This is a genomic window from Bifidobacterium sp. N5G01 (assembly GCF_002742425.1).
In the GTDB taxonomy this organism is placed as follows: domain Bacteria; phylum Actinomycetota; class Actinomycetes; order Actinomycetales; family Bifidobacteriaceae; genus Bifidobacterium; species Bifidobacterium hominis.
Window position 1 is genome coordinate 349,488 of the sequence record NZ_NJNP01000002.1, and the last position, 15,062, is coordinate 364,549.

Genomic DNA, 15,062 nt, shown 5'->3' on the forward strand with positions numbered 1-15,062 from the left:
GCCGATTCGGAAAATCCGAAGTTCAGGTTGGAGAAAAACATGAACGAAGAGAGATTCGAAAAACTTCCGAACCGGCAAATTCGTGACTTACCTCAGCAGGGTTTCCCTGCGGGCAATGAGTGCGTCAATGGCCTCCACGCCATCGAGCACGGTGAACGTAACGGTTTTACGTTCCGCAGACTGCGAGGCAAGCATGTGCAGATTGCCGCGTTCCTCATGCCAGCCTCGACCGTACACCTTGGAATTGGAGGGTTCGAGCCCGACCACGTAGTCGCCCGATCCCATGGATTTCCATTCCATGAAATGCGGGAAATCAGCCACATTGAAGTCGATGACCACACCCAAGCCAAGTTCGCGGTTGATCACGGCGGCAAAACTGTTGCCCTGCTCGTCGGCGGCCAAATCGTGAATGTACACGCTTTCCGGCTTGTTATCTTCCGGAGCGCCAATCTCGTTCCACGCGGTGGTGTCGGCAGCGGTGGTATCGTCACGCGGCGTAACGTTCCTGCTGGGAATCACCACTTCGGCGCCTTCGGCCAGCAAGGGCCAGCCGAAATTGCAGTGGTACATCCACATCAGCGGCTCCTCGCGGAAGGATTCGTTGGTGACTTCATCCTCCACCGTGATGGACGGCGTGCCATAGACGGAACGGATGCGGCGGCGCAACACCATGTTCTCGCCGAACAGTTCCGCCTCGCGCATTTCGCCATGCACTTCGAGAATGTAGTCATCGCCGTCCCAATAGGCATCGGAGCCGACATGCTCGGCCGGCGTGGTGCGGATCCTGCCGTGCATCGGATAGCTGCCAGCCGGATATTGCGAATCTTCCGGAGTCTCGTACGGTCCGCAGATGTTTTCGAATCCGCATGTGAAGAACAGGCCTCCCATAATGGAACGCAACGCTTCCTGTCCATTGGTATCGAACTGGTTACGGCCGTTGAGCCCCGGCTTGGAGAGGAACGTGAGATTTTCGCCTTTGTATTCGAACAGTGCCACGTCGAGCGCTTTGTCGGCCATGGATACGAAGCGCAGCAGCCCGTTTTTGACCTCCACGGCCTTCAGACCGTGGGTGCGGCCCTCCTGATATTCGATCGGGCGAACATAGGCGGCTTGCTGCATACTGCCTACATGGGCGAGCACGTTGCTGCGTTCGGCTGCAACCTTGCGTTGATCGGACATGATGCCTACTCCTCCTTCAGCTCGTCCGGGTACTGCGGCCATGCGCCCTCCTGGGTGCATACAAACGCGGAAACCTTCACCGCACGCTCATGGGCGGCACGCAGACTATATCCGCGCAGCAGGTATGCCAAGAACGCTCCGGAGAACGAATCGCCTGCGCCAACGGTGTCGGCGATGTCCACTTTCGGCGTGGGGAGAATCGACGTGGTATCGTCACCCATAACCGCGCTATAAGCGTCACCAGCGGTAAGAATCACCACATCCAGATTGAATCGTTCCTTGACCGCTTTCATGCTTTCGACTTGCGTCGGCATGGTGAAATCAGGTTCGGGAAGGCCGAAGAGTTTCGCGACAATCGGCAGTTCCTCATCGTTGATTTTGAGGATCGTGGCACCGTCGAGCAAACGTTCGAGCACGTCACGATCGGTGAATCCGCTGCGGATGTTGATGTCGAAGAAACGTACGGTATCGCTACCGGCTGCGTCGATCATCGCATATATGGCGTCTCGGGTGCCGTGAGGTTCGCGGGCCGCGATACTTCCGTAGCAAATGGCGTCAGACTGCTCGACCAGCCCTTTCACCTCGTCGGTGAAAGCGATATGATCCCACGCACGGTCACGCACCACATCATAGGAAGGAATGCCGTTGCCATCAAGGGTGACCGCGGTGACTCCGGTTTCATAATCGTTGACTTGAGCTGCGACGTTCACACCGCGATCGGCGAGCAGCTGCACGAGTTCATGGCCGAGCTCGTCATCCCCAACGGCGGTGATCGCCGTTGCTTTCACACCGTTTTGCGCGGCATGATAGACGAAGTTGGCCGGCGCCCCGCCAGGCTTCTTGCCCGTGGGGAGCATGTCCCACAGCAGCTCGCCCATAGTGAGCACGGATTTGGAATCCCCGTTGGAGATTTTCGCATTCATGGTTGTTCCTTGTACGAAAAAGTGTTTTAGGGTATAGGAGACCAAGGGTGCGGCGGAGAGAAGCCGCACCCCGGCAAGTTGTGATGATGATTGTTGAGAAACGTTTTGTTTTGCGTTTTATCGTTACGCTTAGATGCGCTCAGTCTTCTTTGGCTGCCGGATATTCGTTGCACAGCAGACGGTAGGCCGGCTCGTCTTCCTCGATCTTCGGGAAACGTCCAAGCGGAGCATAAAAGCGATTGTCGGTGTTGTCGTCGTTGCACATGGAGACTTCGCCGACCAAAGTCGGAACGGAATCTTCCTTGATGTAATACTCGTGGTAGGTGTACGGGTAGAACGTCAGCGATTCGCCTTCGTTAAGCTCGATCGGCTCTCCTGCAGGCACATAATAACGACGGCCGTCACGGCACACGAGCACCGGGGTGTCGAGCTTCTCCTCGGTTTCCGGATCGGCGTTGTACAGGTGGAATACCGCGGTGCCACCGCCGCGCACGATGATGTCCTCCATCTTGTTCCAGTGGAAGTGCATCGGGGAAACCTGGCCGGGCATGCTCATCATGATCTTCTCGGCATACACCTTAGTATATTTCGGATCCTTCACATTGCCGTTGCGCAGAGTGATCAGCGCCAGACCCTTGTGTTCGAAGTCGTCCTCGCCGTAATCGGTGATGTCCCAACCCAAAGCGTTGTCGCGAACCTCATCCCATTCGTGGCCCTTCTCGGCCCATTCTTCCGGAGTGAAGCTCAGGTACGGCGGAATACGGAACTTGTACTGGTCAAGCAAAGCTTCGAACTGCTTGATGACTGCATTGACTTCAGAACGCTTCATGGCGAAAACTCCTTTGTCATAAACTACGACGTTTACGCGTCTGTATTGCTATTTGCTATTTTCCGTTGGTTCTGTTCGGTTGATGACCAACATGCTTTCGGCGTGTCGACCTTCAATCTCAAGCATTTCGATTAATTTCGTTTTACTTGCGATTTCTTTCGTTTTGCTTGTTGACAACAACATAACACAAGGTTACGATAGTTGTCAACACAAAACGAAAGGATTCGCAAATGAAATTTCCTCCATAACGAAAAGAAACGAAAAAGCGATTGCTATGATGAAAACAGATACCGCAATCACGCGCGGCAACCAGCGCACCGTCATAAGGAGAACCGAAGATGATGAAGGCCGAACGCCAGGAACAGATCCTGAAAAAGATCGAAGCCAACGGTCGTGTCGTCGTCACCGACTACGCCAAAGAACTCGGTGTAACCGAAGCGACTTTACGCAAGGATCTTCAGGAACTCGATGACCGAGGCTTGGTACAACGCGTGCACGGAGGTGCCATGAAGCCCGATACCGAGCTCAGCCGATTCGAAAATCGCGTCGACCTCGGCAAAGACGTCAAAATGAGATTGGCAGCGGCCGCAATGGATGAAATCACCGAAAACCGTGTGATCTTCATCGACGGAGGTTCCACCAATTATCTGACGGCGCAGGCCTTTCCTCGTGACTACACCGGTACGATCATCACCAACAGTCCGGCCGTGGCATTATGGATGTCCGACTATGACGGCGTCGAAGTGAACATGCTCACCGGAGTGATTCACCACAAGTCGAAGGAAACCGTCGGATCCGCCGCGCTGGCCATGCTGCAGGGACTCCACTGCGATCTGGTGCTGCTTGGCGTATCGTCCATCGATCCGGAATATGGCATCACCACACCATATCTGGAATCCGCCGAAACCAAGCGGGCCCTCATCAAAGCCGGCACCAAAGTGATGAGCCTGATCACACCGGAGAAATTCGGCCATGTTTCCACATACAAAATCGCTGACTGCAACGCGCTGGACGTCATCGTGACGGAAGGCACACCCGAGTGCGCCGACGCACTCGTCGCAGCGGGAATCGCACTGCATAGCATCAACTGATTTCCGCAACCCGAATACAACACCCCCCTCAAGATGCGTGCAACCACCGCACCTTAGGCAAACACACCCAAAAACAGGCTTTCGTCAACGCTTGACGAGTCGCCCTCCCACAACCAAGGAGCATTCCCATGACCGCGCCATTTAGCGATCCGCATTTCGCTATTTCGCTGTACTGCAGCGACTTCCGCAATCCAGCCACACAGGTCGAAGTACTCAACAACCTCGCCGATTCCTACCACATCGACATCATGGACGGCCACTTCTCCCCCAGCATGGGCCTATGCACCACCTGGATCGAACAAATGATGCCGATCTGCGCACTACGCAAGGAAGTGCACATGATGGTCACCGACATCGACCATTGGATCGACCAGTTGGTAGCTGCGGGCGCTACCATGCTGACCCCACACGTCGAATCGTTGGGAGCACACGCCTTCCGAACCCTGCGCATCATTCGCGAAAACGGCTGTGGAGCCGGCATTGCGGTCAATCCGCTCACCTCATTCTCCGAAATGGAGAATCTGCTGGAACGCATCGACCTCGTGACCGTCATGACCGTGGAAATCGGCTATTCCGGAGAACCGCTGATCCCCGAAACCCTGAAGAAAATCGAACGACTTGCGCAATTCCGAGACGCGCACGGACTCAACTACGAAATCCAAATCGACGGATCCTGCAACGAAAAGAACTTCAAACGCATGCGCGAAGTCGGCGCAGACACGTTCGTGCTTGGCAATACCGGTATTTTCAAGCGCTCCCCCAATATCGAGGAGGCGTGGCACATGACCATGCAGGCGTACGAGGAATCCACCGGCGAGCGCGTTCGTGTGCGCTGAAGCGTACGCGCAATACCCCATACAACAGCAGCTTCTCTATCAACCATCAATCGCCATCGAATCGAATACATATCAAACATAGGAATACTGACATGACTACCGCAACTTCATTCCGTGAATGCGAACAGATCATCATCAACGAGCTCTCCGACGTGCTCAGCAATGTCGATGAAAATCAGATCGACGAATTGGTTGACCTGATCACCGGCGCACGTAAGGTCTTTTTCGTGGGCGTCGGGCGCGTGGAGCTCGCGCTGGAGGCGATTGCCAAGCGTTTGGCACACCTGAGCATCGACACCGTGATGGTGGGGCAGATTACCGAGCCGGCCATCTGCGACAAGGATCTGCTAATCGTTGGCTCCGGTTCCGGCAAAACCGGTTTTCCGCTGTTCATTGCTGGCAAGGCGAAGTCGTTCGGCGCGAAAGTGGCACGAATCGGCATTGTTGAGGACTGCCCTATGAAGCAGTACACCGACCTGTTCGTGCATGTACCGGCGGCCGGCAAGCCTGGCAGCGGCACCAAGCCGAGCGAACAGCCGATGACCAGCCTGTTCGAACAGTCGCTGCTGCTGGTCGGCGACGCAATCGCCATGAGCTTGGTGCGCAAGCAGGACATCGACCTTGATTCCCTATGGGAGTTCCACGCGAATCTCGAGTAGTTTCGCTCTCCCAAAAATATCGCGAATCTACTGAAAAAATAAGATAAAGAAAGCCTGTAATCCCGGGGAGATTCATTTCATGGGATTACAGGCTTTTCTTATGTTGATATGCGCTTTACGCTATTCGCACTATCGCTTTTTCGCTATTCGAGTTCTACGGCACCTGTGTAGAGCTGGTAGTATTCGCCCTTTTGCGCGATGAGCTCGTCATGCGAGCCGCGTTCGATGATGCGGCCATGGTCGAGCACCATGATCACGTCGGAATTGCGCACGGTGGACAGGCGGTGTGCGATCACGAACACGGTGCGACCCTTCATGAGGTTGTCCATACCGGCCTGCACCACTTCCTCGGTACGGGTGTCGATGGACGAAGTTGCCTCATCGAGGATCATGGCCGGAGGATCGGCTACGGCGGCGCGTGCGATGGAGATCAGCTGACGCTGGCCTTGCGACAGACCGGAACCATCGCCTTCAAGCACGGTCTGGTAGCCGTTGGGCAGCATACGGATGAAGCCGTCAGCGTTCGTAAGCTTCGCGGCAGCAATGCACTCCTCGTCGGTGGCGTCGAGGCGACCGTAGCGGATGTTGTCCATCACCGTGCCGGTGAACAGGTTCACGTCCTGCAGCACCACGCCCAGAGAACGGCGCAAATCCGGCTTGCGAATGCCTTTGACGGAAATGCCGTCGTACAGGATCATGCCGTCCTGAATGTCGTAGAAACGGTTGATCAGATTGGTGACGGTGGTTTTGCCAGCACCGGTTGCGCCCACCAATGCGATCTTCTGTCCGGGCTTGGCGAACCAGGTGATGTCGTGCAACACCGGCTTGTCGGGGTTATAGCCGAAGTTCACGTCGGTGAAGCGCACATCGCCCTGCAGGAGGGTGAGGCGACCGTCCGGCGAAGTGATGGCGGTTTCACGGGCCTTCATGGCCACTTCGGCGGCACGCGGGCTCAAGGATTGCGCGGCCTTGAGCGAACGGGTACCATCATCGCCCTCCTCGCGCTTCCACGCCCAGTGACCGGTTTCATGGTCAACTTCGGTCATGGTGCGACCGTCTTCGCCGAGTTCCACATTCACCAAGGTCACGGAACCGCCGTCGTCCTCCGGCTGCTCGTCCATAAGCGCGAAAATGCGGGAAGCACCGGCGAGCGCCATCATCACCATGTTGAACTGCATGGACACCTGGCCAAGCGGGTTCACAAAGGAACGAGACAACGTCAACAGCGAGATCAGCGTACCCAAGGTGAGCGGGCCAGCACCGGACAATCCGAAGTTGCCCAGTCCAGAAATCGCTGCAAATCCGCCGAAAATAGCCAGCAGAATGTACAGCAGGTAGCCCATGTTGCCTACGATCGGCATGGTCACATTGCCCCACGTGTTCGCTTCGGCGGAAGCTTCGAAAAGTTCTTCGTTCTTCTTGTCGAAAGTGGTTTGGGTGGCGTCTTCGTGGTTGAAGACCTTGATGACCTTCTGGCCGTTGACAGCTTCTTCCACGAATGCGTTCACATCGCCGATGGCGATCTGCTGCTTGACGAAGTAACGTCCGGAGCGGGAAACAACCTTGCGTACCACCACAAACAGGATCACGGTGAATGCGAGCACGAAAATGGTGACAGGCACCGACAGCCACAGCATCGACACGAGCGCGGCGAGCGCAGACACCGCAGACGAGAACATTTGCGGGAACGATTGGCTGATGGCCTGACGCAACGTGTCGGTGTCGTTGGTGTAACGGCTCATAATGTCGCCGTGTTCGTTGGTGTCGAAGTAGCGGATCGGCAGGGTCTGCTGATGGGCGAACATGTCGTCGCGAATCTTCTTCAACGTGCCCTGCTCCACAGTGACGATAACCCACTGCCACAGCCAGCTGCAGAAAATACCAGCCACATACAGGCATGCCATAAGCGTCAACGCGCGCAGCAACGGCATCCAATCAGGATTGGTGGCACCAACCATCGGCAGAATGTACGTATCGACCAGCGACTGTAGGAACAGCGACGATCCGGCCTGGGCCGCGGCACCGACGAGAATGCACACCACCACAAGTGCCACACGCCACTTGTATTGGAAAATGTAACCGAAGATACGCTTGGTGGTGCCAGGCGCGGCTTTCTGCATCGGCGGCTTGCCGTGCGATTGCTGCATGCCGGCCGCGTTGTTGTTGTCTTTGGATTCCAATGCGGAAGTTTGTTCAGTCATTTTTGCCCTCCTCTCACTGCAGCTCCTCAGGCTGAGCCTGATTCTTGGTTTGCGATTCGTAAATGGAGCGATATTCGTCGCAGGTTTCCAGCAGTTCGTCATGCGTGCCGGCCGCCATGATGCGGCCATGATCCATGACGAGAATCATGTCGGATTCCTGCACGGAGGCCACACGCTGGGCGATGATGATCTTCGTGGTGTCGGGAATCTCATGATGGAATGCGGCGCGAATCAGCTGATCGGTTTTGGTGTCGACCGCGGACGTGGAATCGTCGAGAATAAGGATCTTCGGCTTTTTCAGCAACGCACGCGCAATGCACAAACGCTGGCGTTGACCACCGGAAACGTTGGTACCGCCCTGTTCGATGTACGTATCGTACTTGTCGGGGAATTCCTGAATGAAGCCATCGGCCTGCGCAAGCTGGCATGCGTGACGAATCTCTTCATCAGTGGCGTTCGGATTGCCCCAACGCAGGTTTTCGACGATAGTTCCGGAGAACAGCACGTTCTTCTGCAACACCATGGCAACCTGATCACGCAATACTTCCAAATCGTAATCGCGCACATCCACGCCGCCGACCTTCAGCGAGCCTTCGGTCACGTCATACAAACGTGGCACAAGCTGCACCAAACTGGACTTTGCGGAACCGGTGCCGCCGACGATGCCGACGGTCATACCGGAACGAATCTTCAAGTCAATATCGTCAAGCACCGGCTTTTCGGAAGTGGCGGAATAACGGAAGGTGACATGGTCGAAATCAATCTCACCATTCTTCACTTCCATAACCGGATTTTCCGGATTCGTAACCGTGCTTTCCTCGTTCAGCACCTGGCAGATGCGTTCGGCGGAGGCCTGCGAAATAATGCACATCACGAAAATCATGGACAGCATCATCATGGCCATGAGAATCTGCATGGCGTAAGTGACCAGTGCGGTCAGATCGCCGGCGGTCAATCCAAGGGCCGCATTGTTGCCGGACGCCACGATCTGCTGGGCGCCCATCCATGCGATAAGCAGCATGGACACGTACACGCACAGCATCATGAGCGGATTGTTGAAGCTCATAATGCGTTCGGCTTTTGTAAAGTCCTTGAAAATGCGCTGCGAAATGCGGTTGAACTTTTCGGTTTCGTGTTGTTCGCGATTGTAGGACTTGACCACGCGGATGCCCTGCAGGTTCTCGTCGACCACGTTGTTGAGCTTGTCGTACGTGTGGAACACACGCTCGAACACCGGATGCACCAGCACCGCCAAGCCGCACAAGCCGATGGCAAGCACCGGAATGCAGGCGAGAAACACCAAAGAGATGGATGGGCTGATGCGGAAGGAGAAGATCCACGCCACAATCACCATGATCGGAGCGCGCACACCCATGCGGATGATCATTGAATATGCGTTCTGCAGGTTGGTCACATCAGTGGTCAGTCGCGTGATGATCGAACCGGTGGAGAAACGGTCGATATTGGTGAAGCTGTAGCCCTGCACCTTCTCAAACTGGTCGTGACGCAGGTTTTTGGCGAATCCTGCGCCCGCAATGGCCGAGAACTTTCCGGCCAAAAAGCCGGATGTCAGCGAAACCGCCGAACAAATCAGCAGAATCAAGCCGAATTTCAAAATCGCCGGCATGCTGCCACCGCTGATGCCCTCATCAATCAGCGATGCCATGACGGTCGGAATAAGGATTTCCAGCACGCTTTCCACGGCTACGAATACCGGGGAGAGCAGGCTGGCTTTTTTGTATTCGCGCAGGGATTTGCCCAGTGTGCGAATGACGTGTTGCTTTGGTTTTGACGTTGTGGACGTCGTTGCGTTTGCCGCTGTCACTCCTTGTCCTTTCTTTTTCGTACTTACTTGCTTGCGTGTGTTACCTGAGGTTGTTTGCGATCGCCATTTCCTGCGACATTCGCAGTATGCGCGAAACGTATTCATCATGAGAATCGCGATTATGCGGATTCCGCCCATCGCATGATTCTTGCGATTCTTGCGAAACCTGCGGCTTTTGCGAAACCTGCGATTCGCCAAAATCCTGTTCCTGTATTTCCAAGCTTGAATATCGGCTTTCGTCTCCGATCAAACCTGTTTTCACCAGATTCGTCTGCATGACGTCAAGCATGTGCATGAATTGGCGGATCTGGTCGTCATCAAGACCTTCCAACAGGATTCGTTCCATGTTTTTCGCATTGTCGTGCAGCACTTCGGCAATATGCCTCGATTTGTCCGTCAATACGATCTTTTTCAGACGTGCGTCACGCTTCACCGACTCGCGGGCGATCAGCCCCTTCTGCTCCATCAGTCCCAACACTCGGCATGATGTGGATCGGGTCACGCCGAAACGTTGCTCGATGTCTTGAGGGAAGATCTCCTCGTTATCATGTCTTGCCAAGTACACGATGATGTCAACGTTGCCGTTGCTGACGTCTTCCGCCTCTTCGGGACGGGTGACGCGCAAATACCGGTTGACCACGTTGTGCAGCGAGCGAATGGCCACGCTGGGAGGCTTGGTCAGGCCACTTTCCCAGACTTCGGCAAGTCGTGAACCTGACGGTTCCTTGTATTGTTCATTCGTCACTTCTGTCACACCACACATGCTAAACCGTTGCATATACAACTGTTGTACATGCAACGATCAGCGTGTCGCGCATCTCATCGTCCGCGACAAAAAGGCCGAGGAATCAGATCCGCACCGGTTCAGCGTTAACGGATCGAATCCCTCGGCCTTAAGCCTTGAATCCTACGAAACTACTTGGTGAGTTCAGCGTACTTCTCAAGCATGTATTCGAAGATCTGCTTGCCATCGGCGCCCATCAGCACCGACATGCTGTTGATCGGCATGGAATCGAGGAACAGGCGGGTCATGTCGTTGTCGGGCACCACCGGCATGCGGCCGGCTTCGCCCTCGGCACGCAGGATTTCAAGCACCTTGGAACCGAGCGGATCCTTACGCCATTCCATGAAGTTGGACCATTCGGTGAGCGGCTGGGCCTTGCCGTCGCCGTCGAGCTCCACCACCGCGGAACCGGCGATGTCACGGCTGGACGTGCCGACCTCGATGGTGTATTCGCCGCTCTCCACGTGCCAGTCATTGAACCTCTCAGACCAGTAGGCAAAGGCGCGATCGTCGAGCTCGAAGGAGACTTCTGCGGATTCGCCAGCCTTGAGGAATACCTTCTTGAAGCCCTTAAGCTCGTGTTTCGGACGAACTACGTCGGCCTTGCCAGGAGCCACGTACACCTGCACGGTTTCGGCGGCGTCAACGTTCGAGGTGTTCTTGACCACTGCGCTGACGGATGCGGTACAGGCACCGGTCTTGACAGCCTTCACGTCGCTCACTTCGAACGTGGCGTAGCTCAGGCCGAATCCGAACGGGTAGTCGACGGCCTTGTTGTAGGTGTCGTAATAGCGGTAGCCCACGAACACGCCTTCGCCGTAGTCGACATGCCCCTCTTCGCCCGGCCAGTTGATGGTGCTCGGATCGTCGTTGATGTCGAACGGAATGGTCTGCGCGAGCTTGCCGGACGGGCTCACCTTGCCGAACAGCACGTCAGCGAGCGCCGGACCGCCGGACTGGCCGAGCAGCCAGGATTCGAGGATGCCCTTGGCGTTCTTGGCCCACGGTGCCACGGTGACGACGGAGCCGTTGGAGAGTACGACCACAACGTTCTTGTTTTCGGCTGCGACGGCTTCGAGCAGTGCGATCTGCTTGGCCGGCATGTCGAGGGTCTCACGGTCGAAGCCTTCGGATTCGGCTGCTTCGGGGAGCCCCAGGAACATGAGCACCACGTCGGCGCCCTTGGCAGCGTCGACGGCTTCGGCTTCGAGTGCCGGATCGGCCGGTTCGAGGTCGAGGGTGAAGCCTGGGGCGAACTTGGCGTCCACGCCGCGTTCGGTGAGGGTGTCGAGGAAGCTGGTCATCTTGGTTGGGGTGATGTGCGAGGAGCCGCCGCCCTGGTAGCGCGGAGTGCGTGCGAATTCGCCGATGACCGTGACCTTGGCATCGCCGGCGATCGGAAGGATGGCATCATCGTTCTTGAGCAGCACCATGGATTCGATGGCGGCCCGGTGGGCGACTTCGTCGTGAGCTTCGATGTCGAAACGATAGTTTTCGATGCTCATGGCTGCGCGCGTCTTGTTGACCAGGTCGATCATGCCTTGTGCCATGCGGTCGAGCTGTGCCGGCTGGATGCGACCGTCGCGTGCCGCATACACGATTTGGTCGTCGGTGTAGCTTGGCGGCATTTCGAGGTTGAGGCCCGCGTTGAGGGATGCGACGCGGTCGTGGTCGGCGCCCCAGTCGCTCATGACGATGCCTTGGAAACCCCATTCGTCGCGCAGCACGTCGGTGAGCAGCCAGTGGTCCTGGGCGGCATGCACGCCGTTGATGCAGTTGTATGCGCACATGATGGTCCACGGCTGGGCTTCCTTGACGATGTGCTCGAACGCCGGGAAGTAGATTTCGCGCAGCGCACGCTGGGAGATGTTGGCGCTGATGCGCAGACGATCGGTTTCCTGATTGTTGGCGGCGAAATGCTTGAGCGAAGTGCCCACGCCCTTGGATTGCACGCCGGCGACGATGCCGATGGCTTCATGACCCGCCAGGTACGGGTCTTCGGACCAGTATTCGAAGCAACGGCCGCCAAGCGGGTTGCGCTTGATGTTCACGCCCGGGCCGAGGATTACGGCGACCTTCTCCTGAATGCACTCTTCGGCCATGGCTTCGCCAACCTGGTGGATGAGTTCCGGATTCCAGGAGCTGGACAGACCAGCCGCCGGCGGAAAGCAGGTGGCAGGCACGCAGTTGTTCAGGTCGACTTCGCCGGTGGTGGCCGAATTGGACTTGCGCAGGCCGTGGGGGCCGTCGGTGATCATGTAGCCGGGAATGCCCTTGGCTTCAACGCCCTGCAGATGCCAGGCGTCGCCGCCGGAAGTCAGGGATGCCTTCTCTTCAAGCGTCAGATCATTGATGGAAGGATAGGTTTTTTCGCTCATACGTTCCTCTTTCGCATCGTTTTCTTGAGTTCGTATCGGTTAACCGATCTGCATGAGACCTCAACCCCGAAATCTCTACTAACCGGTTGGTAGGTACTTTATCAAAACCAACACCGCAACACGCCAATCTTCTTTGAAAAATCAATTAACCGACCGTAAAGTAACTGCAGTATTTACAACTTGAGAGAAATGACGATTCATAAGCATTGCAGCGCACATGAATCGCCATCAATGAAGGGCAAGAGAGGGAATCATCATGGCCAACGAAGAAGTCGACCGAAGGGCGGAGATTCTCAATGCGGCCGTCGAACTGTTTGGAACGCTCGGCTATTACGGCACTTCCCTGCAGAAAATCGCCGATCGCGTAGGACTCACCAAGGCTGGCGTACTGCATTATGTCGGCAGTAAGGAAGGACTGCTCACAGCCGCGCTGGACGAAGTCTACGATTCCGAAACGGAAGACATTCTTACCGACATGGTACGTGAGCCACGACCGTTGATCGCCGACATGTGGCGCAGAATCGTGGCGGTGAACGCACGCAGACCGCTTCAGGTGCACATGTTTTCCACGTTGAGCGCCGAAGCGATCGACCCGAACCACCCTGCACACGAGTACTTCGCCAACCACGAACTGCATAATGCCGACACCGCACTCAACATCCGTTGGCAAGTGCCCGAAGGTGTTGATACGCGTCGGCTGCTTAATGCGGGATTCGCCATGATGGACGGCGTGCAGCTGCGTTGGCTGCGCACGCCCGGCCAGGATCTGAACTCCATGTGGGCGGAATGCGAAGACGCCCTGTTCCCCCTGCCCATGTGGGAGGGTTACCGCTAAGCCTCTGCCCCGGCACTGCATTAATGTATAGATGCAGACGTAAAAGGAGGCATGTATGCGGATTCTGCTGGCACCGGACTCGTTCAAGGAAGCCGCTTCGGCTGAAGCAATCGCACAGGCGATGGCTCGCGGCATTAAGCGTGGCAATCCGCAGGCGGAATGCCGGCTCATGCCTCTTTCCGATGGCGGCGAAGGATTAACGCAAGCCTTGGTTCATGCCACCACCGGCACGTTGCACAATGTTGAGACAGTTGATGCGATCGGCCGCCCGATTACCGCTCAGTTTGGCTTTCTTGGCAATAATCATGCTTCTTGTATTCTCCGCACCGCCGTAGTCGAGTTGGCTTCGGCAAGCGGACTTGAACGGGTCTCCCCCGCCGACCGCAATGCGTTGTCTGCTTCCACGTTCGGCACCGGCTTGCTGATTCGTGCTGCGATTGACGCTGGCGCGAATCGTATTGTGCTTGGTTTGGGTGGCAGTGCCACTACGGATGGTGGCACGGGATTGGCTCGCGCGCTTGGATTTCGTTTTCTTGATACGGCAGGTCATGATATTCCGCTTGGTGGCGGTTCTCTTGTTGATTTGGAGAGGATTGACGATTCGGAAGTTCCCGATTTTGTAAAAAATGTTCCGATTGTTCTCGCCTGCGATGTCACCAATCCTTTGACCGGACCGGAAGGTGCTGCGCATGTGTTCGCTCCGCAAAAAGGCGCGAACACAGCACAGGTCGAACTCCTCGATCAGGGACTTGCGAATCTCGCACACGCGATCATGCAATACAATGGCCGCGATATTGAGCGCATTCCCGGTACAGGCGCCGCAGGCGGTACCGGCGGCGGGATGCTCGGCCTGTTCAATACAACAGTACGGCCGGGAATCGAACTTGTGCTCGATCTTGCGCATGGTCGAGAAGCATGTGCATGGGCCGACGTCATCATCACCGGCGAAGGTTCCATCGACAGTCAAACACCGTACGGCAAAGTGCCGAGTGGCATTGCGAAACTGGCGCAATCGCAAGGAAAACCAACTATTGCCATTGGCGGAACGGTAACCCGCGATCCACACATCATCGAAGCGTTGAGCGAGACCGGCATCGTCGCAACGTTCGGCATTGCGCCCGGGCCGGCGGATCTTGCGACGCTGATCGCCAACACGGAACGCAATGTCGAGATTACGTGTGCCGCAATCGCCGGCACACTGCGCGTTACTTCGGCTACTGCAGTACCTGCAGCTACTTCACCTTGCGAATCAGCATGATGAACACCGTGCCCAGTAGCACCGCAACCACAGCGATCGGGAACAAAGCCGTATAACCGCCAGTGGCAAGCACAATCGCGCCGGCAAGCTGCTGTATGGCGTTCATCACCGCGGAACAGTCGGCGTTCATCGACGATGGCAACTGGTTCAACGCATGCGTCTGATCAGACACCAGTACGAATCCGGAAGCGGCCATAAACAACGCGTATGCCACGGCAATGGTCCATTCATGTGAGCCGCCCACGATCGGCATTTCGTAGGCGG

At 56.3% G+C, this 15,062-nt stretch carries 13 protein-coding genes; 5 read left to right on the top strand and 8 right to left on the bottom strand.

Features of this window, described 5'->3' with window-relative positions:
- Positions 1-87: 87 nt before the first annotated feature.
- From CE168_RS05120 to CE168_RS05130, 3 genes are all read right to left on the bottom strand, one after another.
- On the bottom strand, positions 88-1,179 hold the full coding sequence (locus tag CE168_RS05120; protein WP_099571392.1) for an aldose 1-epimerase family protein: 1,092 nt from the start codon (positions 1,177-1,179) through the stop codon (positions 88-90).
- A 5-nt stretch (positions 1,180-1,184) separates the two neighbouring features.
- A complete protein-coding gene (locus tag CE168_RS05125; protein ID WP_099571393.1) occupies positions 1,185-2,102 on the bottom strand; it encodes a carbohydrate kinase family protein in 918 nt (305 codons plus the stop codon).
- A 139-nt stretch (positions 2,103-2,241) separates the two neighbouring features.
- Positions 2,242-2,931 carry a D-lyxose/D-mannose family sugar isomerase gene (locus CE168_RS05130; RefSeq protein ID WP_099571394.1) on the bottom strand — a complete coding sequence of 230 codons (690 nt, stop codon included), beginning with the start codon at positions 2,929-2,931 and terminating at the stop codon, positions 2,242-2,244.
- 338 nt (positions 2,932-3,269) lie between these two features.
- On the opposite strand from CE168_RS05130, the gene CE168_RS05135 reads away from it, so the two are divergent.
- From CE168_RS05135 to hxlB, 3 genes are all read left to right on the top strand, one after another.
- Positions 3,270-4,022 carry a DeoR/GlpR family DNA-binding transcription regulator gene (locus CE168_RS05135; protein ID WP_099571395.1) on the top strand — a complete coding sequence of 251 codons (753 nt, stop codon included), beginning with the start codon at positions 3,270-3,272 and terminating at the stop codon, positions 4,020-4,022.
- Positions 4,023-4,150: 128 nt separating this feature from the next.
- A complete protein-coding gene (locus tag CE168_RS05140; RefSeq protein WP_099571396.1) occupies positions 4,151-4,858 on the top strand; it encodes a ribulose phosphate epimerase in 708 nt (235 codons plus the stop codon).
- A gap of 92 nt (positions 4,859-4,950) precedes the next feature.
- A complete protein-coding gene (gene hxlB / locus CE168_RS05145; protein ID WP_099571397.1) occupies positions 4,951-5,517 on the top strand; it encodes a 6-phospho-3-hexuloisomerase in 567 nt (188 codons plus the stop codon).
- A gap of 143 nt (positions 5,518-5,660) precedes the next feature.
- Here the strand turns inward: hxlB and CE168_RS05150 are convergent, their stop codons facing one another.
- From CE168_RS05150 to CE168_RS05165, 4 genes are all read right to left on the bottom strand, one after another.
- Entirely contained in the window at positions 5,661-7,664 is a 2,004-nt protein-coding gene (locus tag CE168_RS05150) for an ABC transporter ATP-binding protein (protein WP_099571512.1), read from the bottom strand.
- A 67-nt stretch (positions 7,665-7,731) separates the two neighbouring features.
- A complete protein-coding gene (locus CE168_RS05155; RefSeq protein WP_099571398.1) occupies positions 7,732-9,543 on the bottom strand; it encodes an ABC transporter ATP-binding protein in 1,812 nt (603 codons plus the stop codon).
- A gap of 40 nt (positions 9,544-9,583) precedes the next feature.
- Positions 9,584-10,306, bottom strand: coding sequence for a MarR family winged helix-turn-helix transcriptional regulator (locus tag CE168_RS05160; RefSeq protein ID WP_065435233.1), 723 nt, complete (start codon positions 10,304-10,306; stop codon positions 9,584-9,586).
- Positions 10,307-10,458: 152 nt separating this feature from the next.
- Positions 10,459-12,705: an exo-alpha-(1->6)-L-arabinopyranosidase gene (locus CE168_RS05165; protein WP_099571399.1), complete on the bottom strand. Its 2,247-nt coding sequence runs from the start codon at positions 12,703-12,705 to the stop codon at positions 10,459-10,461.
- A gap of 256 nt (positions 12,706-12,961) precedes the next feature.
- Between CE168_RS05165 and CE168_RS05170 the strand changes: the two genes are divergently transcribed.
- Together CE168_RS05170 and CE168_RS05175 are read left to right on the top strand one after the other, a co-directional pair.
- Positions 12,962-13,540, top strand: coding sequence for a TetR/AcrR family transcriptional regulator (locus tag CE168_RS05170; RefSeq protein WP_099571400.1), 579 nt, complete (start codon positions 12,962-12,964; stop codon positions 13,538-13,540).
- Between the two features lie 55 nt (positions 13,541-13,595).
- Entirely contained in the window at positions 13,596-14,798 is a 1,203-nt protein-coding gene (locus CE168_RS05175) for a glycerate kinase family protein (RefSeq protein WP_099571401.1), read from the top strand.
- On the opposite strand, the gene CE168_RS05180 is transcribed toward CE168_RS05175, so the two are convergent.
- Positions 14,773-15,051 (bottom strand): hypothetical protein, encoded by a 279-nt coding sequence (locus CE168_RS05180; protein WP_099571402.1) that lies wholly within the window; start codon positions 15,049-15,051, stop codon positions 14,773-14,775. The genes CE168_RS05175 and CE168_RS05180 overlap by 26 nt on opposite strands.
- Between the last annotated feature and the right edge of the window lie 11 nt (positions 15,052-15,062).